Below are 17,484 nucleotides of genomic sequence, written 5' to 3'. Positions count from 1 at the left end.
CACCCCCGCGGGTCGTCAGCCCTTGGTGGCGCCGGCGAGGAGGCCGCGGACGAAGAACCTCTGGAGGGAGAAGAACACGATGAGCGGCACGATGATCGAGATGAACGCGCCGGCCGTGAGCAGGATGGGTGACGTCGCGGCAGGCGGCGGGATGCGCGGAGGGGCGCGCGGCGGGAGGATCTCGAGCAGCGATCCGGACAGCCAGCGGGAGATCAACGCGGCGGCTCCGAAGGTCGACGACCTGCTCCGGCGCATCGCGGGACTCTTCCGCGACCACCGCCCCAAGCTCACGCTCACCGTGATCCTCGTGCTCGTCGGCGCCGCCCTCACGGTGGTGCCCCCGCTCCTCACCCAGCTGGCCTTCGACCGCGGGCTCTTCCCGCCCGGCGGACGCCCGAACCTCCCCGTGCTGCTCGAGCTGGTCGGCGTCATGGTGCTGGTCTGGGCGTTCTCGGCGATCCTCGGCGTCTGGCAGACCTACCTCACCGCGACCGTCGGCAACACGGTCATGGGGGAGCTGCGCATCCGCCTCTTCCGCCACCTGCAGGCGATGGAGCTCGGCTTCTTCACCCGCACCCGCACCGGCGTCATCCAGTCGCGCCTCGCCAACGACGTGGGCGGCGTGGCCAACGTGCTCACGAACACCGTCTCGAGCGTCCTCGGCAACACCGTCACCGTGATCGCGGCCGTCGTCGCGATGCTCCTGCTCTCGTGGCAGATGACGATCGTCGCCCTCGTCCTCACTCCGGTGCTCGTCGTGGCCCAGCGCCGCGTCGGCCAGGTGAGGGCGCGCATCGCGACGAAGACGCAGGAGTCGCTGTCCGAGATGACCGCGATCACCCAGGAGACCCTGAGCGTCTCGGGCATCCTCCTGGCCAAGAGCTTCGGCCGCCAGGAGTCGGAGGTGACGCGCTACGCCGACGAGAACGGCCGCCAGATCGAGCTCCAGGTGCGGCAGCAGATGTCCGGCCAGTGGTTCTTCGCGATGGTGCAGATCTTCCTCTCGGTCATCCCCGTGATCGTGTACCTCGTGGCCGCTTGGCTGATCCTCGGCGGCACCACCGTCACCGCCGGGACCGTCGTGGCCTTCACCACCGTGCAGGCGCGCCTGATGTGGCCGCTCCTGGGCCTGATGCGCGTCGCGCTCGACCTGCAGACGGCCGGAGCGCTGTTCGCCCGCATCTTCGAGTACCTGGACCTGCGCCCGGCGATCACGGACCGGGCCGATGCACGCGAGGTCTCGGGCGAGCTCGGCCGGGTCGAGCTCGACGACGTCGTGTTCCGCTACCCCGACCAGGCGGAGGACGCGCGCCCGACGCTCGACCACGTCTCGGTCGCGATCGAGCCGGGCCAGTTCGTGGCCTTCGTCGGTCCCTCCGGCGCGGGCAAGACCACCATCTCGTATCTCGTCCCGCGCCTCTACGACGTGGCCGGGGGAGCGGTGCGCTTCGCCGGTACCGACGTGCGCGAGCTGCGGCAGGAGTCGCTCGTCTCGCACATCGGCATCGTCAGCCAGGAGACCTACCTCTTCCACGCGACGATCGGCGACAACCTCCGCTACGCCCGCCCGGACGCGACGCAGGAGGAGCTGGAGGCGGCCGCCCGCGCCGCGAACATCCACGCGACGATCACGTCGTTCCCCGACGGCTACGACACGCTGGTCGGCGAGCGCGGCTACCGGCTCTCCGGAGGCGAGAAGCAGCGGCTCGCGATCGCGCGCGTCCTGTTGAAGGACCCGGCGGTCCTCATCCTCGACGAGGCGACCAGCGCCCTCGACACCGTCTCGGAGCGGATCGTCCAGACCGCGCTCGACGACGCCGCCCGCGGTCGCACCACCATCGCGATCGCTCACCGGCTCTCGACCATCGTGTCGGCCGACGTCATCCACGTCGTCGAGGGCGGCCGGATCGTCGAATCGGGCACCCACCGCGAGCTGCTCGGCCTCGGCGGACTCTACGCCTCGCTCTACGCGCAGCAGACGGAGTCGGCCCTCCAGGGCTGAGCCGCGGATCGGCGGCCGGACTCCGCGGGGCTACTCGCAGCCGACGCCGTCTGAGTCGCCGGGGCCCGTGCACGACGTCGGCGGAGAGCACGTGCCCCTCCCGGTGGGGGAGGCGCACCAGTCTCAGCCGCTGTCGTGCGCGCCGGAGGCGGTCACTCCGCCGGCCGGTCCTCGAGCATCTGCTCCATCAGCGAGATCTCGGCCTCCTGGGCCTTCACGACGGAGGAGGCGAAGTCGGTGGCGACCGTCACGCGGCTCCGGGCGAGCAGCGCCTCGGCCATGTCGATCGCGCCGCGGTGGTGGGCGATCATCAGCTCGAGGAACATCCGGTCGAAGTCTCGGCCCGACGCGCTGCTGAGGGCGGTGATCTGGTCCGGTGTCGCGAGACCGGGCATGCTCGCCGGCACGACGCCGTCCTCGGTCCCCATCCCCATCGACGAGTGCTCGTCGGCGGCTCCGGCCAGGGTCGGCCGGCCCATCCAGGTCATCGAGGGCTCCGGAGCAGCCTGCGGCAGGCCCCACGAGTTCAGCCAGCCGAAGAGCTGCCCGGCCTGCTGCTGCTGGGTGAGCAGGATGTCCTTCGAGACGGTGAGGACCTCGTCGTCGGCGCTGCGCTCGCGGGCGATCATCGCCAGCTCGGCGCCCTGCAGGTGGTGCACCTGCATGTCGCGCGCGAAGCCCGCTTCGGCGCTGGCGCTCGAGGGCGTCGCCGCGGAGGCGAACGGGGCGAGCGCGCCGAAGAGGTAGCCGCCGGCCGCCCCGAGGAGGAGCGCGACCACGGCGACCGCGGCGACGAGGATCCGGCCCCTACTGCTTGCCGGGCGCATCGATCCCTCCGGTGCAGGGGGCGCCGGGCTCCGGAGCGCTCGAGGACTGCCAGAAGCGCTCGACGAAGGCGTCGATGCGGGGGTCCTCGGGCGAGTCGATCGCGACCTGGGCGTCCCAGGCGCTCAGCACGATGGGCGACTCGAGGCCCTCGTAGGGCGAGACGACGGAGTAGGTGTCGGGCATCGCGGCGATCAGCGCGTCGACCTCGCTCTGCGGGAGCTCGGGGTCGTACGTGGCCCAGACGGCGCCGTGCTCGAGGTCGTGCACCGCGTTCTCGTTCGGGACGGGCTCGTCGTAGACGCCGCAGTTCATCCACACGGCGTTGTGCGGTCCGCCCGCCGGCGGGGTCTGCGGGTAGTCGACGGCGCCGGCGACGTGGGTGGCGTCGTTGTCGAAGGTCTGCAGGCCGTCGATCTCGCGCGCCTCGACGATCTGCTGGTTCCCGAAGACGGTGACCGCGACGATGCCGCCGACGGCGAGGACGGCCAGGGCCGACAGCGACCAGATCCAGATGCGGGAGCCGCGCTTGCGGCGGTCCTGCTCGCGCTTGTAGGCCTCGAGCTTCTCCTGTCGGGCGCGGTTCTTGGCGGACATCGTGTCTTTGGGCACGGCGGCGTCTCTCGTTCTGAGGGTGGAAGGCGCCTGGGGCGGGCGCAGGCGCCTGAGAGGCGCTCTCAGAGGATAACGAGCGAGGCTTCGGATCGGATCAATGCGCGGTCAGGGGGATCTCGGTATGCCAGAAGAGCGGGCCGCTCGATCAGCGGGAGAGGAGGCCGCGGAGGAGTGGGACGGTGCGCCGCGGCTCCGCTCAGGGGGCGAAGGTGAGCCAGAGCAGCAGGCCGTTCAGGACGATGAGGAAGACGGCGGCCAGGGCGGCGGCGAGGGTGGTGAACCAGCGGTTCGTCTGGTCGCCCATCAGGCGGCGGTCGCGCGTCAGGATCACGAGCGGCACGAGCGCGAAGGGGATGCCGAACGACAGGACCACCTGGCTGAGCACCAGCGCGCGCGTCGGGTCGAAGCCGATCGCGAGCACCAGGAGCGCCGGGATCAGCGTGACCAGACGACGGGCGACGAGCGGCACCCGCACCTGGAGCAGACCGTGCATGATCTCGGCGCCCGCGTACGCGCCGACCGAGGTCGAGGCGAGGCCGGAGGCGAGCAGGCCGACGGCGAACAGGGTCGCGACCACCGGTCCGAGCGCCGCTCCGATGGCCGCGTGGGCGCCCTCGAGGCTGTCGGTCCCGGCGACTCCCGCGAGGGAGTGCGCGGCGAGGAGCAGGATCGCGAGGTTCACGGTGCCGGCGATGGCGAGCGCGATCGTCACGTCGATCCGGGTGGCGACCAGGATCCTCCGGCGCGCGCCGACGCCCTCGACGTGTCCGAAGCGGTCGCGGGCGAGCGCGGAGTGGGCGTAGATCGCGTGGGGCATGACGGTCGCGCCGAGGATCGAGGCGGCGAGCAGCACCGACTCCGAGCCCTCGAAGCGCGGCACGAGACCGGCGACGGTCGCGCCCGCGTCCGGCGGATCGACGACCACGCCGACCGTGAAGCCGACGGCGATCAGCACCATCAGCGCCGTGATCACCCGCTCGAACGGCTGCGCCCCGCCCCGCGTCTGCACGAGCAGCAGCACCAGCGAGACCGCGCCGGTGACCACGCCGCCGGCCAGCAGCGGCAGTCCGAAGAGCAGGTTCAGCGCGATCGCGCCGCCGATCACCTCGGCCAGGTCGGTCGCCATCGCGACCGTCTCGGCCTGCAGCCAGTAGGCCCGGCGGCCCCAGCGGCCGCGCAGGCGGTCGCCGAGCAGCTCGGGGAGGCTGCGGCCGGTCATCAGGCCGAGCTTCGCCGAGAGGTACTGGATGAGCCAGGCCATCAGGTTGCCGAGCACCACCACCCAGACCAGGAGGTAGCCGAACCGGGCGCCGGCCGTCATGTTGCTGGCGACGTTGCCCGGGTCGAGGTAGGCGACTCCGGCGACCAGCGCCGGGCCGAGCAGGCGGAGGAGGTGGATGTCGGCCGGACGCCGCGGCGGTGCGGCGATCGGTGAGGTCATTCGGGGTCCGTTCCGGGTCGACCGCGGCGCTCGCGGACCCCCACGATAGGGCACCGGCGCGACCGGCGGCACTCCCCTCCCGAGACCGCTCCCTGTGCCTCCGCCCACCCCCGTCACACGCCCGCAGCCGGTTGCTACGCTGGCGGGATGAGCCTGGATCGCGCCCTTCCCGCACGCCCGGAGACCGGGATGGCCTACGCCGATTCGGTGCTCGACCTCATCGGCGACACCCCGCTGGTGAAGCTGGGTCCGGTCGCGGCGGGGGTGCAGGCGACCGTGCTGGTCAAGGTCGAGTACCTGAACCCCGGCGGCTCGTCGAAGGACCGCATCGCGACCCGCATCATCGACGCCGCCGAGCGCGACGGGCTGCTGAAGCCCGGCGGCACCATCGTGGAGCCGACCAGCGGCAACACCGGCATCGGCCTCGCCCTCGTCGCGCAGCAGCGCGGCTACCGCTGCGTGTTCGTGCTGCCGGACAAGGTGGGGGAGGACAAGCGCAACGTCCTCACCGCCTACGGGGCCGAGATCGTCGTGACGCCGACGGCCGTCGCTCCGGAGGACCCCGCCTCCTACTACTCCGTCTCGGACCGCCTCGCCCGCGAGATCCCCGGCGCCTTCAAGCCCAACCAGTACGCGAACCTCAACGGACCGCTCAGCCACTACGAGACCACGGGCCCCGAGATCTGGCGCGACACCGCCGGCCGGCTCACCCACTTCGTCGCGGGAGTCGGCACGGGCGGCACCATCAGCGGCGTCGGCCGCTACCTCAAGGAGGTGTCGGAGGGCCGCGTGCAGATCGTCGGCGCCGACCCCGAGGGCTCCGTCTACTCGGGCGGCGGCGGTCGCCCGTACCTGACCGAGGGCGTCGGCGAGGACTTCTGGCCGAGCGCGTACGACCCGAGCGTGGTCGACCGGATCATCGCCTCCAGCGACGCCGAGTCGTTCGCGATGACCCGCCGCCTCGCCCGCGAGGAGGGGCTGCTCGTCGGCGGATCGAGCGGGCTCGCCGTCTCCGTCGCGCTCAAGGCAGCCGCCGGTCTCGGGCCGGACGACGTGGTCGTCGTGCTCCTGCCGGACGGCGGGCGCGGCTACCTCGGCAAGATCTTCAACGACCGCTGGATGCGCTCCTACGGCTTCCTCGAGATGCGCGACGAGGGCACCGTCCGCGACGTGCTCCGCGCGAGGGCGGCGAGCGGGCAGGCCGACCTCCCGGCGCTCGTGCACGCGCACCCGACCGACACGATCCGCGACGCGATCGGCATCATGACCGAGTACGGCGTCTCGCAGCTCCCGGTGCTGACCGCCGAGCCGCCGGTCGTGATGGGCGAGGTCGTCGGAGCCGTCGACGAGCGCGAGCTGCTCGACCGCGTCTTCGCCGGATCCGCCTCGATGAACGACCCGCTCGGCGACTGCGTGGGCGATGCGCTCGCGCTGATCGGGCTCGGCGAGAGCATCACCGCCGCCCGCGCCGCGCTCACCGAGCACAGCGCCCTCCTCGTCACCGACGAGGGCAAGCCCGTCGCGGTGATCACCCGACAGGACCTCCTCACCTACGCCACGGCCTGACGGCCGCCGCCTCCGCACCTCCGACCCAGGGAGCCCGCACCATGCCCAAGAAGCAGCACTTCGACACCCGCGCCATCCACGCCGGCCAGGAGTTCGATCCGACCACCGGCGCGGTCGTGCCGCCCGTCTACATGACCTCCACGTTCGTCCAGGACGGCATCGGCGGTCTCCGGGGCGGCTACGAGTACGCCCGCTCGGCGAACCCGACGCGCGACTCGCTCCAGGAGCTCATCGCCTCGCTCGAGGGCGCCGACGTCGCCTACTCCTTCTCCTCCGGCCTCGCCGCCGAGGACACCCTGCTGCGCGCCGCCCTCGCGCCCGGCGACCACGTCGTCCTGGGCAACGACGCGTACGGCGGCAGCCACCGCCTGATCGACCGGGTGCACAGCGCCTGGGGCGTGCGCAACACGGCCGTCGACATGTCGAACCTCCGCGAGGTGCAGCGGGCGATCGTCCCCGGCGAGACGAAGATGCTCTGGGTCGAGACCCCGTCGAACCCGCTGATGACCATCAGCGACATCGCCGAGCTCGCCGACCTGGCCCACGCGCACGATCTGATCGTCGTCGTCGACAACACCTTCGCCTCGTCCGCCCTGCAGCAGCCGCTGGCCCTCGGTGCCGACGTGGTCGTGCACTCGACCACGAAGTACCTCGGCGGCCACTCGGACGTCGTCGGCGGCGCGCTCGCCCTGCGCTCGGGGCCGCTGGCCGAGAAGATCGCGTTCCTGCAGTTCGCGGTCGGAGCGATCTCGGGCCCGATGGATGCGTGGCTCACGGTCCGCGGCATCAAGACCCTCGGGGTGCGGATGGAGCGCCACTCCGTCAACGCGCAGGCGGTCGCCGAGTTCCTCGTCGAGCACCCGGCGGTGACGGCCGTGCACTACCCGGGCCTGCCCTCGCACCCCGGCCACGAGCTGGCGAAGCGCCAGATGTCGCGGTTCGGCGGGATGCTCTCGCTCGAGCTCGCGACGCCGCGCGCGGCCCGGAAGTTCGCCGAGTCGACCGAGCTGTTCCAGCTCGCGGAGTCACTGGGCGGCGTCGAGTCGCTGATCGGCTACCCGAGCGAGATGACGCACGCGTCGGTGAAGGGCACGCCGCTGGAGGTCTCGGAGTCGCTGGTGCGCCTCTCGGTGGGCCTCGAGGACTCGTCCGACCTGATCGCGGACCTGTCGGCGGCGCTGCCGAAGAAGTAGAGGCGGGAACGCCGCCCCGCGGGGCGGCATCTCGATGGTGCGCCCGATCCGGCCCCTGCCAGGATCGGGCGCATGACCTCCTCGCGCCGCTTCGTCGACCTCAGCCACACCGTCGCGGACGGGCTGGTGACCTACCCGGGCCTGCCCGCTCCGCGCATCCGGCCGCACCTCACGCGTGAGGCGTCCCGCGCCTCCTACGCGCCCGGCACCGAGTTCGCGATGGACGTCATCGAGATGATCGGGAACACGGGCACCTACCTCGACAGCCCGTTCCACCGCTACGAGGGCGGAGCCGATCTCGCCGCTCTCCGCCTCGAGACGCTGGTCGATCTGCCTGCCGTCGTGGTCGACGCGACCGGAGCCACCGGACGGGGCATCAGTGCGGACGCGGTCGCGGGACTCGACGTCCGCGGCGCCGCCGTCCTTCTCCGCACCGGCTGGGACGCGCACTTCGCCACGCCCGGGTACGGCAGGGGCGCCCCTTTCCTCGGCGGTGCGGCGGCGGAGGCGCTCGTCGCCGCCGGCGCGGTGCTGGTCGGCATCGACTCGGTGAACATCGACGACACGGAGTCGGGCGGATCGCGGCCCGCGCACTCGGCCCTTCTCGCCGCGGGAGTGCACGTCGTCGAGCACCTCACCGGCCTCGGCGGGCTGCCGGCGACAGGGGCGCGCTTCACCGCCGTGCCGCCGAAGCTGCGGGGCTTCGGGACCTTCCCGGTGCGGGCCTTCGCGGTCGTCGACGAGCCCTGACCGGCGCAGGGCCCCCGGGCGCCTCCGGCTAACCTGGACCGATGCATCCCGCTCTCGCCGCCGTCGGCCGGCGCGTCCGGCCCCGCACGCGCCTCGCGGCGCTGGGCCGTCGTGTCCGCCCCCGCACGCGGCTGCGCTCCGCGGCCCGGGTCGTCCGCTCCGCCCCTCAGCGCCTCTCGGAGCGCCGCGCCGCCGTGATCGCCGCCCGGCCGATCGACCACCCCTCGCCCGCGCTCCGGCGCGAGCTGCTGCTGCTCGATCTGGCCAACCGCTTCTCCCGCCGCTCCGCGGTCGATCCGGCGGGCGAGGTCGTGGTGACGATGACCACGCACGGCGAGCGGCTGCAGCGGGTCCACGTGGCGCTCGAGTCCATCGCCCGCGGCGACGCCCGGCCCGCGCGCCTGGTGCTCTGGCTCGACGACCCGGCCCTGCACGCCGACCTGCCCGCGCCGCTGCGACGCCTCCGCCGCCGCGGCGTCGAGATCCGCCTGGTCGACGGCTACCGCGTGCACACGAAGTACTACCCGCACCTGCTCTCGGGCCGGGCGGGGGAGCGCGACCTCGTCACCTCCGACGACGACATCGTGTACCCGCGCACCTGGCTGAGGGGCCTGCTCGACGCCCGCTCGCGCTACCCACGCGAGACCGTGCTCTGCTACCGCGCCCACCGGGTGGGGATCGTCGACGGCGCCGTGGCTCCGTACACGAGCTGGACGCCGGTCGCCGACACGCGCGCGTCGACCGATGTCTTCGGCACCTCCGTCTCCGGGCAGCTGCTGCCCGCCCCGCTCCTCGGCGAGATCGCCGCGCACGGGGACGCGTTCCGCGAGATCGCCCCGGACGCCGACGACATCTGGCTGCACGTGCGCGCGGTCGACGCCGGCTACCGGATCGCGCAGATCGAGCCCCGGGCCCAGCTGTTCCCGTTCGTGCCGCGCACGCAGCAGTCCGGGCTCTACCTCGTCAACTACTGGGACGGCGGCAACGACCGCCAGGCCCGCGCGGCCTACACGCCCGAGGTGACGGCGCGGATCGCGGCGGACGCGTCCGCGAGAGGGGAGGTGCGCTGATGCGCCTGCTGTTCGTGAGCAACCTCTACCCGCCGCAGGTGCTCGGCGGATACGAGATGACCTGTGCGCGCGTCGCGGAGGCGATGGCGGCCCGCGGCCACACCGTGCGCGTGCTGACCACGCCGACCTACCTGCCGCCGGAGCCCTCGGGCGTCGAGGTGCACCGCACGCTGAGCCTGCGCACCTACTTCCCGCTGCCGCAGACCGGCGGCGAGATCGCTCAGCTGCTGCACCACGAGAGCGCCGTCTCGCGGTTCGAGAACACCCGCATCCTGCTCGAGGAGCTGCGCGACTTCGCGCCGACCCACGTGGTGGCCTTCAACCTGCTCGGGATCGGCGGCCTCGCGCTGATCGACCTGCTGCGGGCGGTGGAGGCCCCGTGGATGTGGAACCTCGGCGACCGCATCCCGAACGCCCTGGTCGACGGGCTGCCCGAGCGCGTGCTCCGCGTCTACGGCGCTCACGCCCCCGACCACTTCGACCGCGGCGAGATCGTCGCGGTCAGCCGCTCCCTCGTCGACGCGATCGAGGCCGGCGGGCTGAGCCTGGGCGAGGTCGAGGTGATCGGGCGGGGAGTGTCCGTTCCCCCCGACACCGCGGAGCCGCGGCGCTACCGCGAGGGCGGGACCACCCGGTTCACGTTCGCCGCGTCGCTCGGCGAGCACAAGGGCGTCGGGCTGGTGCTGGAGGCGGCGGCGTCTCTCGCGGAGGAGACCCGCGACTTCCGCGTGGACCTCTACGGCGACGGAGACGTGGACGGCTGGCGCGCCCGGGCGGACGAGGCGGGCCTGGCCGGCCTGGTCGAGTTCCACGGAGCGACGCCGCACGCCGAGGTGCTCGCCGCGCACGGCCGCGCCGACGCGTTCCTCTTCCCGACCTGGGCCGGAGAGGCGTTCGGCGTCGCGCCGGTCGAGGCGGCCGCGGCGGGCGCCGTGCCGATCGTGACGGCGGCCAGCGGAGTAGCGGAGTTCCTCATCGACGGCGTCGACTGCATCAAGATCACCCGCTCCGCCCCGGCGCTCCTCGAGGCGATGCGGGACGTGGCGAGCGGGGCGGTGGACCTCGAGGCGCTCGGTCGGCGGGGCCGGGCCGCGGCGCGCGGACCGCTCTCGTTCGAGCGCTCCGTCGAGCTGATCGAGGCCTCGCTCGAGCGCCGCTCCCGGCCGGGCCTCGCCGACCGCCTCGCCGACACCACCCTCGAGGCCGACATCATGGACAAGGATCTGCGGGCGATGGACGTGCTCCACCGCCGCTTCTCCGGACGGGACCACGACGATGACCACTGACCACGACTTCCTCCAGGACCCCGGCTCCGCGCCCACCCGGCTCGGCCGCGGCGGCGTCGTGCTCCGCGACGCCGTGCACCGGCTGGTCGCCCCCTGGTTCGAGCAGGCGCGGCTGCGCACGGAGGAGCTGCGCGCCGAGACGGCGGCCCTGCGCGACGAGGTGGCCGGGCTCCGCGGCGAGCTGAGCGCGGTGCAGGGCGACGTCTCCGTGCTGCGCGACGAGTCGGCGGGCCTCCGGGAGGCGCTGGACGAGCTCAGCGCGTCGGTCGCGGCCGACCGAGCCTCGTCCGAGGCGGCGGGTGCGGCGGCCGCCGAGCAGGCCGCCGACACCGCGGCGGCTCTCGACGAGCGCGTCCGCGGGGCCGAGCTCGAACTGCGGGCGGTCACCCGGCGCCTCGCGGAGGCGCTCGACCGCTGAGGCGGCGAGGCCCGGTCCTCGCGGCGATCAGGCGGGGACCGCCGTCCGCGCGAGCAGCTCGGCGATACGACCGGTGCAGCCGCCGCAGCCCGTGCCGGCGCGGGTCGCCCGCCCGACGCAGGCGACCGTCCCGTGTCCCGCCGCAGCCGCATCGGTGATCACCGCCGCCGTCACGCCGTTGCACCAGCAGACCGTGGCATCGGGGGCGAACGGATCGCCGGTCGCCGCGGCGCCCGCATCCGGGGCGTCCAGACGCAGGAGGCTCGACCGGTCCGCCGGCAGCTCCGAGCCCCGCTCGAAGAGGAGGCTGAGCTCGGCGCCGACCCGGGGCAGACCCACCGAGACGAACCCGCGCAGCACTCCTCCTGCGGTCACGAGCTTGGCGTAGCCGCCGCGGGAGGGGTCAGCCCACAGCGTCACCTCGAGGTGCTCCTCGCCCGGGCGGTGCGGGTCCCACGGCTCCGGGGCCACGTCGCCTCCTGCCACGAGGTCGACGCCCTCGGCCTTCAGCATCACGACCGCCGGTCGGGCGTCGGGGACGCGCTCCTCGCCGCAGCGGCCCTCCGCCTCCGCCCGGATCCGTGCTGCGAGCCGGTCCGCCTGCTCCCATCCCGGACCGATCAGTCCGCTCGGTCCGCCGGGCACGCGGCCGTCGGGCAGGGCCGAGCCGCGGGGGGCGACGTGCGCGCAGTCGCCGATCGCGAAGACGTCCGGGTCGCTCCAGCTGCGCAGCTGCTCATCGACCAGGATCCCGGTCGAGACGGCGAGCTCCGCGCCCGCGGCCAGCTCGACCCGCGCACCGACACCGCACGAGAGCACCAGCAGATCCCCCTCGATCTGCTTGCCGTCAGCGCAGACGAGCGCCTGGAAGTGCGCACGGCCGCGGTCGTCGTGCGCGAGCAGGACGCTCTCGGACCGGGCGTGCGCCACCATCTCGACGCCGGCCGCGCGGGCGGCCGCGGCCAGCATCCGGCCCCCGCCCGTGTCGAGATTGCGGGCCATCGGGATGTCGCCGTGGAAGACCACCACCACCTGCGCGCCCTGCTCGGCGGCCGCGAGGGCGAACTCGATCCCGAGCACTCCCGCCCCGAGCACGACGAGGCGCGCGCCGGAGCGCACGGACTCGCGGACCACCCGGGCGTCGGCCAGGTCGCGCAGCGCCACCACCCGCTCCGGGAGGGGCCGGGAGCCCGCGTCGAGCGACTCCGGATCGGCGGCGCGCACCGTCCGCTCGCGTCGGGACCGCTCCATCCCGGCGAGGGTCGGCACGTTCGCCCGGGCGCCGGTGGCCAGGACGAGGCGGTCGTAGGGCAGCCGCTCGCCGTCGTGCAGCCGCACGACGTTCCGCGCGCGGTCGATCCCCACGACGGCCGCTCCCAGGCGCAGGACGACGCCCGCCGCCTCCGCCGCCGTCCGGTCGCCGAGGTCGAGGCGCTCGCGGGTCGCCCGGCCGACGGCGTACTCCGCGAGCAGGACACGGTTGTACGGGTCGTCGCTCTCGGCGCCGACCACCGTCAGCGCGACCAGACCGGCCCGCACGGCCGGCAGCAGCTCCTCGACGAAGCGCGAGCCGACGGGGCCATAGCCGATCAGGACGATCCGCTCGGGAGGTGTCTCAGGCATGTGCCGTCCCTTCCGCGCGGACCCAGACCCGCGTGCGCTTGAACTCGGGCATCGACGACACCGGGTCCACGACGGCCTCGGTGAGGAGGTTCGCGCACTGCTCACCCGCGTAGTGGAAGGGCAGGAACACCGTGTCGTGGCGGATGTCCGCGGTGACGCTCGCGCGGGCGCGGACCACGCCGCGCGCGTTCCCGATCGCCACAGGTGCTCCGTCGCGGACGCCGAGCCGGGAGGCGGTCGCCGGGTGGATCTCGAGCCGAGCCTCGGGGCGGGCCGCATCGAGCTCCGCGACCCGCCGGGTCTGGGTGCCCGACTGGTACTGCTGGAGGTAGCGGCCGGTCACCAGGGTCAGCTCCTCGCCGCGGTCCACGACGACGGGGACGGCGGGGATGACGGCGACCAGGCGCGCCCGGCCGTCGGGGTGCCCGAAGCGCTCAGCGAAGAGGCGCGGCGTCCCCGTGCCGCCCGCTGGGTAGGGCCAGTGGGCGGCGATCCCGGTGTCGAGCAGGGCGTGCGAGAGGCCGGAGTAGTCGGCCACGCCTCCCGCGGACGCGCGGGCCAGCTCGTCGAACACCTCCGCGGGGACGGTCGACCAGCTCGAGGGGGCGTCGAGACGGCGCGCCAGCTCTCTCATGATCCAGAGCTCGCTGCGCACTCCCGCCGGCGGGTCGATCGCCCGGCGGCGGCGGAGCACCCGGCCCTCGAGCGAGGTCATCGTGCCCTCCTCCTCCGCCCACTGCGGCACCGGGAGCACCACATCGGCCAGCGCGGCGGTCTCGGAGAGGAAGAAGTCGCAGACGACCAGCGTGTCCAGGGCCTCGAGCCCGGCGCGGACGGCGTCGGCGTCCGGAGCCGAGACGACCACGTTGGAGCCGTGCACCAGCAGGCAGTGCACGGAGCGTCCGAGCTCGGCGAGCAGGGCGGTGGCGGGCAGGCCCGGGCCGGGGATCGATTCGGGCGTCACGTCCCAGACGGCGGCGACGTGGCGCCGCGCCTCCGGATCGCGGATGGAGCGGTACCCCGGGAGCTGATCGGCCTTCTGTCCGTGCTCGCGTCCGCCCTGGCCGTTGCCCTGACCGGTGAGCGTGCCGTACCCCGACCCCTCGCGACCCACCAGGCCGAGCACGAGAGCGAGGTTGATCGCGGCGGTCGCGGTGTCGGTGCCGTCGACGTGCTGCTCGACCCCGCGGCCGGTCAGCACGAACGACCGCCCCGCGGCGAGCCGGCGCGCCAGGGAGCGGAGGAGCGAGGTCGGCACGCCCGTGACCGCGGAGGTGCGCTCCGGCCACCACGACGAGACGCTGCGGCGCAGGGCCTCGACGCCGGTCGTGCGCGCGGCGAGGTAGGCGGTGTCGGCGAGGCCCTCGGCGAAGACCAGGTGGATCAGCCCGAGGAGGAGCGGCAGATCCGTCCCGGGAGCGGGCTGCAGATGCGTGCCGGCGCCGTCCTCCGTCAGCCGCGCGGTGGCCGAGCGGCGCGGGTCGACGACCACCAGGCCGCCCCGCGAGCGGGCACCGGCGAAGTGGGCGAGAAGCGGCGGCATCGTCGCGGCGACGTTCGAGCCCAGGAGCAGGATCGTGTCGGCGTCGTCGAGGTCGGACACCGGGAACGGCAGTCCGCGATCGACGCCGAAGGCGCGGTTGCCGGCCGCCGCGGCCGAGGACATGCAGAAGCGGCCGTTGTAGTCGATCCGGGAGGTGCCGAGAGCGATCCGAGCGAACTTCCCGAGCTGGTAGGCCTTCTCGTTGGTGAGGCCCCCGCCGCCGAAGACGGCCACCGCGTCGGCGCCGTGCCGCTCCCGGACGCCGCGCACCGCCCCGGCGACCGCGTCGAGCGCCTCCTCCCACGACGCCTCCGCGAGGACGCCGTCGGCGCCGCGCAGCAGCGGGGAGACCAGGCGCTGTCCGCTCGCCAGCAGCTCGACGGAGGTCCAGCCCTTGGCGCAGAGCCCGCCCCGGTTCGTCGGGAACTCCCTCCCCTCGACCGCCAGGGGCACGGGGCCCGCCGCGGGTGTCAGCGTCATCGCGCACTGCAGGGCGCAGTACGGGCAGTGGGAGTCGGTCGGGGCGGGTGCGCTCATCGTCAGATCCGGGTCCCCGTCTTCGCGGCGAGGCGGAGGTAGACGCCGGCCGTGATCGCGAGCATCACCGCATAGGCGCCGACGAACCAGCCCAGCGCCGTGGTGTAGTCGCCGAACTCGGTCTTGGAGAAGCCGAGCAGCTGGGGGATCACGAAGCCGCCGTAGGCGCCGATCGCCGAGATCAGGCCGAGCGCCGCGGCGGACGTGCGCTGGGCGCCGATGCCGTCGTCACCGCGCTGGCGGGCGCGGAGGGCGAACACCGTGGGGATCATGCGGTAGGTCGCGCCGTTGCCGATGCCGGCCGCCGAGAAGAGCACGAGGAAGCAGGCGAGGAAGAGCCAGAAGCTGCCGAGCGGCAGTGTCGCGATCACGCCGAGGATCCCGGCACCCATGGCGACGAAGGCGAGGACCGTGACAGGCGCTCCGCCGAAGCGGTCGGCCAGACGGCCGCCGGAGGGGCGGGACAGCGAGCCCACCAGGGAGCCGAGGAACGCGAGGCCGACCGTCGCCGAGCCGACGGCGAAGCCGGAGAACTCGGGGAAGGTGTCGGCGATGAGCTTCGGGAACACGCCGGCGAATCCGATGAAGGACCCGAAGGTGCCGATGTAGAGCACGGCCAGCAGCCAGAGGTGCGGCTCGCGGAGCGCGGCGAGGGAGGCGGCGACGTCGGACTTCGCGGTCGAGAGGTTGTCCATGCGCTTGGCGGCGCCGATCATCGCCACGACGATCAGGGGGACCCAGAGGAAGCCGGCGATCGGCAGGTTCAGCGTGGCCGCGGCGCCGACGGTGATCGCGATCGGCACGACGAGCTGCGCGACGGAGGCGCCCAGGTTGCCGCCCGCGGCGTTGAGCCCCAGAGCCCAGCCCTTCTGCGCGTGCGGGTAGAAGAAGGTGATGTTCGCCATCGAGCTGGCGAAGTTGCCGCCGCCGAAGCCGGCGAGCGCGGCCACCAGGAGCATGACGCCGAACGGGGTCTCCGGATTCGAGACCGCGATGCCGAGTCCGACGCTCGGGATCAGCAGGAGGCCCGCCGACACGATCGTCCAGTTGCGGCCGCCGAAGCGGGGGACCATGAACGTGTACGGGATCCGCAGGGTGGCGCCGACGAGGCTCGGCATCGAGATGAGCCAGAAGATCTGCCCGGTGTCGAAGGCGAACCCGGCCGCCGGCAGCGAGACGACGACGACCGACCAGAGCTGCCAGACGACGAAGCCGAGGAACTCGGCGAAGATCGACCACCTCAGATTGCGAGCGGCGACGGAGCGTCCCTCCGCCTCCCACTGGGCGGGGTCCTCGGGGTTCCAGCCGTCGATCCAGCGGCCCGGCCGTCGGATGATGCCGGTGGATGTGGCGGCGGTCGTGGGGACGGTGGTCGGGGGTGCAGCAGTCATCGTGGTCCTCCGGAGGGTGGGCGGCGGGCGCGAGGGCGCGCTCGGGACGGGGAGGTGGAGCGGTGGTGGTGCGGGGAGGAGGCGTCAGGCGTTGCGCCCGAACAGCTCCGAGACGATGTCGACCAGCTCGCGGGCGGGCGGATCGACGGCGGTGAGGAGGGGAGCGGAGGCGAGGTCGGCCCCCGCGGAGGCGGCCAGGCCGGCGAAGTAGCCGGGCGCGAGCAGGTAGGTGGCGACCACGACGCGCGCGCCGGGGTGGGCGGCGCGCTCGGCGGCGACCGCCTCCGCGATCCGCGGCTCGGCGGCCGAGATGAACGAGGTGCTCACCTCGCGGCCGAGCTCGGCGGCGAGGAGGCGGCCGGTGGTCCAGCAGTCCGCGACGGCACCGGCGTCGCTCGAGCCGGCAGCGGCGAGCACGACGCGGTCGCCGTCGTCGAGCCCTGCCTCGTGGAGCCGGCGGGCGAGCACGCGCGCCAGGCGGGGATCGGGTCCGAGCGCGCCCGAGACCCGCACCGGCCGCTCCGCCTCCGCCGCGGCCTCGGCGAGGTCGACGTGCACGTGGTAGCCGGCCGAGAGCAGCAGCGGCACGACCACCGCCGGCCGGCCCGGCTCGAGAGAACCCAGGGTCGCGGGGACGTCGGGCTGCTGCACGTCGACGAAGGAGTCGAGCACGTCCAGCGCCGGGTTGGCCCGGCGGACCGCCTCGACCAGCGCGGCGACGGCACGCCTCCCGTCGTCGTCGGAGGTCCCGTGGGACGCGGCGACCAGAGCGGTCCGCTGGGCGACCTCGATCGTGCCGTCGCTCTCGCGCACCTGCCAGGTGGCGAGGTGCAGCTCCGCTCGTGTGAAGCAGGCGCCGGTCTCGAGGTCGAAGACGTCCTTGTGCAGGGGGGAGGCGATCGTGGGCCGCTGCACCCCGTCGACCAGACGCGAGCCGACGATGCCGCGTGAGAGCACGGCGGCGCCGGTCGCGGGGTCGAGGTTCGAGACGGCCCGCACCCGCCCGTCGGGCAGGAGGAACAGGGCGAGCTGCACACCGCCGACCAGGGCGGCCTCGCCCCAGAGCGGCTCGAGGTCGCCGACGGCGCAGACCGGCACCCAGGTGGTGGCGGTCGCGGGGGCGAGCCGATCGAGGAGGGTCATCGCTGCGCCTTCTTCCTGCGGGTGGGCCACCGCATCCGGTCGGACGCGATGAGGCAACGGTAGGGATCGCGCGTTTCGTGC

14 protein-coding genes and 1 pseudogene are annotated in these 17,484 nt (G+C 73.7%); 7 read left to right on the top strand and 8 right to left on the bottom strand.

All coding sequences use genetic code 11. From position 1 onward, the window contains the following. Positions 1-15: 15 nt before the first annotated feature. Positions 16-123: pseudogene (locus tag C5B98_RS17355) on the bottom strand (carbohydrate ABC transporter permease); the annotation flags it as partial. Position 124: 1 nt separating this feature from the next. Here C5B98_RS17355 and C5B98_RS14860 point away from each other — a divergent pair. Then, on the top strand, positions 125-2,002 hold the full coding sequence (locus tag C5B98_RS14860) for an ABC transporter ATP-binding protein (protein WP_104247708.1): 1,878 nt from the start codon (positions 125-127) through the stop codon (positions 2,000-2,002). Positions 2,003-2,154: 152 nt separating this feature from the next. Here the strand turns inward: C5B98_RS14860 and C5B98_RS14855 are convergent, their stop codons facing one another. The 3 genes from C5B98_RS14855 to C5B98_RS14845 all read right to left on the bottom strand — a co-directional run bounded on the left by C5B98_RS14855 (position 2,155) and on the right by C5B98_RS14845 (position 4,883). After that, positions 2,155-2,829 (bottom strand): DUF305 domain-containing protein, encoded by a 675-nt coding sequence (locus tag C5B98_RS14855; RefSeq protein ID WP_104224341.1) that lies wholly within the window; start codon positions 2,827-2,829, stop codon positions 2,155-2,157. Continuing rightward, positions 2,810-3,439 (bottom strand): DUF3105 domain-containing protein, encoded by a 630-nt coding sequence (locus C5B98_RS14850; protein WP_244230507.1) that lies wholly within the window; start codon positions 3,437-3,439, stop codon positions 2,810-2,812. Before C5B98_RS14850 ends, C5B98_RS14855 begins: the two co-directional genes overlap by 20 nt. Before the next feature lie 199 nt (positions 3,440-3,638). Next, positions 3,639-4,883, bottom strand: coding sequence for an Nramp family divalent metal transporter (locus tag C5B98_RS14845; RefSeq protein WP_104227179.1), 1,245 nt, complete (start codon positions 4,881-4,883; stop codon positions 3,639-3,641). Positions 4,884-5,072: 189 nt separating this feature from the next. Here C5B98_RS14845 and C5B98_RS14840 point away from each other — a divergent pair, with 189 nt between their 5' ends. The 6 genes from C5B98_RS14840 to C5B98_RS14815 all read left to right on the top strand — a co-directional run bounded on the left by C5B98_RS14840 (position 5,073) and on the right by C5B98_RS14815 (position 11,166). Beyond that, complete coding sequence (locus C5B98_RS14840; RefSeq protein WP_104234473.1) at positions 5,073-6,449, top strand: cystathionine beta-synthase; 1,377 nt, start codon at positions 5,073-5,075, stop codon at positions 6,447-6,449. 41 nt (positions 6,450-6,490) lie between these two features. After that, positions 6,491-7,642: a cystathionine gamma-synthase gene (locus C5B98_RS14835; protein WP_104224345.1), complete on the top strand. Its 1,152-nt coding sequence runs from the start codon at positions 6,491-6,493 to the stop codon at positions 7,640-7,642. Between the two features lie 72 nt (positions 7,643-7,714). Beyond that, the gene (locus C5B98_RS14830; RefSeq protein WP_104328003.1) at positions 7,715-8,392 is read left to right on the top strand and encodes a cyclase family protein; all 678 of its coding nucleotides are present in this window, start codon (positions 7,715-7,717) and stop codon (positions 8,390-8,392) included. Between the two features lie 41 nt (positions 8,393-8,433). After that, positions 8,434-9,462 (top strand): glycosyltransferase, encoded by a 1,029-nt coding sequence (locus C5B98_RS14825; protein ID WP_104328002.1) that lies wholly within the window; start codon positions 8,434-8,436, stop codon positions 9,460-9,462. Then, positions 9,462-10,748, top strand: a complete 1,287-nt coding sequence (locus C5B98_RS14820; RefSeq protein ID WP_104328001.1) for a glycosyltransferase — start codon at positions 9,462-9,464, stop codon at positions 10,746-10,748. Before C5B98_RS14825 ends, C5B98_RS14820 begins: the two co-directional genes overlap by 1 nt. Then, positions 10,738-11,166: a hypothetical protein gene (locus C5B98_RS14815; RefSeq protein ID WP_104247711.1), complete on the top strand. Its 429-nt coding sequence runs from the start codon at positions 10,738-10,740 to the stop codon at positions 11,164-11,166. Before C5B98_RS14820 ends, C5B98_RS14815 begins: the two co-directional genes overlap by 11 nt. A 27-nt stretch (positions 11,167-11,193) precedes the next feature. Here the strand turns inward: C5B98_RS14815 and C5B98_RS14810 are convergent, their stop codons facing one another. The 4 genes from C5B98_RS14810 to nirD form a co-directional block, all read right to left on the bottom strand. Next, the gene (locus tag C5B98_RS14810; RefSeq protein ID WP_104269656.1) at positions 11,194-12,789 is read right to left on the bottom strand and encodes an NAD(P)/FAD-dependent oxidoreductase; all 1,596 of its coding nucleotides are present in this window, start codon (positions 12,787-12,789) and stop codon (positions 11,194-11,196) included. After that, positions 12,782-14,869 (bottom strand): molybdopterin oxidoreductase family protein, encoded by a 2,088-nt coding sequence (locus tag C5B98_RS14805; protein WP_104328000.1) that lies wholly within the window; start codon positions 14,867-14,869, stop codon positions 12,782-12,784. The genes C5B98_RS14810 and C5B98_RS14805 overlap by 8 nt, the downstream gene beginning before the upstream one ends. A gap of 2 nt (positions 14,870-14,871) precedes the next feature. After that, a complete protein-coding gene (locus C5B98_RS14800; protein WP_104224352.1) occupies positions 14,872-16,260 on the bottom strand; it encodes an MFS transporter in 1,389 nt (462 codons plus the stop codon). An 84-nt stretch (positions 16,261-16,344) separates the two neighbouring features. Then, positions 16,345-17,403, bottom strand: a complete 1,059-nt coding sequence (gene nirD, locus C5B98_RS17420) for a nitrite reductase small subunit NirD (protein WP_104224353.1) — start codon at positions 17,401-17,403, stop codon at positions 16,345-16,347. Between the last annotated feature and the right edge of the window lie 81 nt (positions 17,404-17,484).

It is taken from the genome of Rathayibacter sp. AY1A5, from assembly GCF_002930875.1.
Classification (GTDB): domain Bacteria; phylum Actinomycetota; class Actinomycetes; order Actinomycetales; family Microbacteriaceae; genus Rathayibacter.
The sequence above is the reverse complement of the archived record's forward strand: the minus strand, read 5'-3'. Positions and strand labels throughout refer to the sequence as shown.

Bases quoted from the DNA above. Each gene is read 5' to 3' on its own strand.
- C5B98_RS14845 (WP_104227179.1), bottom strand. From the start codon at position 4,883: ATGACCTCACCGATCGCCGCACCGCCGCGGCGTCCGGCCGACATCCAC.
- C5B98_RS14815 (WP_104247711.1), top strand. From the start codon at position 10,738: ATGACCACTGACCACGACTTCCTCCAGGACCCCGGCTCCGCGCCCACC.
- C5B98_RS14810 (WP_104269656.1), bottom strand. From the start codon at position 12,789: ATGCCTGAGACACCTCCCGAGCGGATCGTCCTGATCGGCTATGGCCCC.
- C5B98_RS14820 (WP_104328001.1), top strand. From the start codon at position 9,462: ATGCGCCTGCTGTTCGTGAGCAACCTCTACCCGCCGCAGGTGCTCGGC.
- C5B98_RS14800 (WP_104224352.1), bottom strand. From the start codon at position 16,260: ATGACTGCTGCACCCCCGACCACCGTCCCCACGACCGCCGCCACATCC.
- C5B98_RS14835 (WP_104224345.1), top strand. From the start codon at position 6,491: ATGCCCAAGAAGCAGCACTTCGACACCCGCGCCATCCACGCCGGCCAG.
- nirD (WP_104224353.1), bottom strand. From the start codon at position 17,403: ATGACCCTCCTCGATCGGCTCGCCCCCGCGACCGCCACCACCTGGGTG.
- C5B98_RS14860 (WP_104247708.1), top strand. From the start codon at position 125: ATGGGTGACGTCGCGGCAGGCGGCGGGATGCGCGGAGGGGCGCGCGGC.
- C5B98_RS14825 (WP_104328002.1), top strand. From the start codon at position 8,434: ATGCATCCCGCTCTCGCCGCCGTCGGCCGGCGCGTCCGGCCCCGCACG.
- C5B98_RS14855 (WP_104224341.1), bottom strand. From the start codon at position 2,829: ATGCGCCCGGCAAGCAGTAGGGGCCGGATCCTCGTCGCCGCGGTCGCC.
- C5B98_RS14805 (WP_104328000.1), bottom strand. From the start codon at position 14,869: ATGAGCGCACCCGCCCCGACCGACTCCCACTGCCCGTACTGCGCCCTG.
- C5B98_RS14830 (WP_104328003.1), top strand. From the start codon at position 7,715: ATGACCTCCTCGCGCCGCTTCGTCGACCTCAGCCACACCGTCGCGGAC.
- C5B98_RS14840 (WP_104234473.1), top strand. From the start codon at position 5,073: ATGGCCTACGCCGATTCGGTGCTCGACCTCATCGGCGACACCCCGCTG.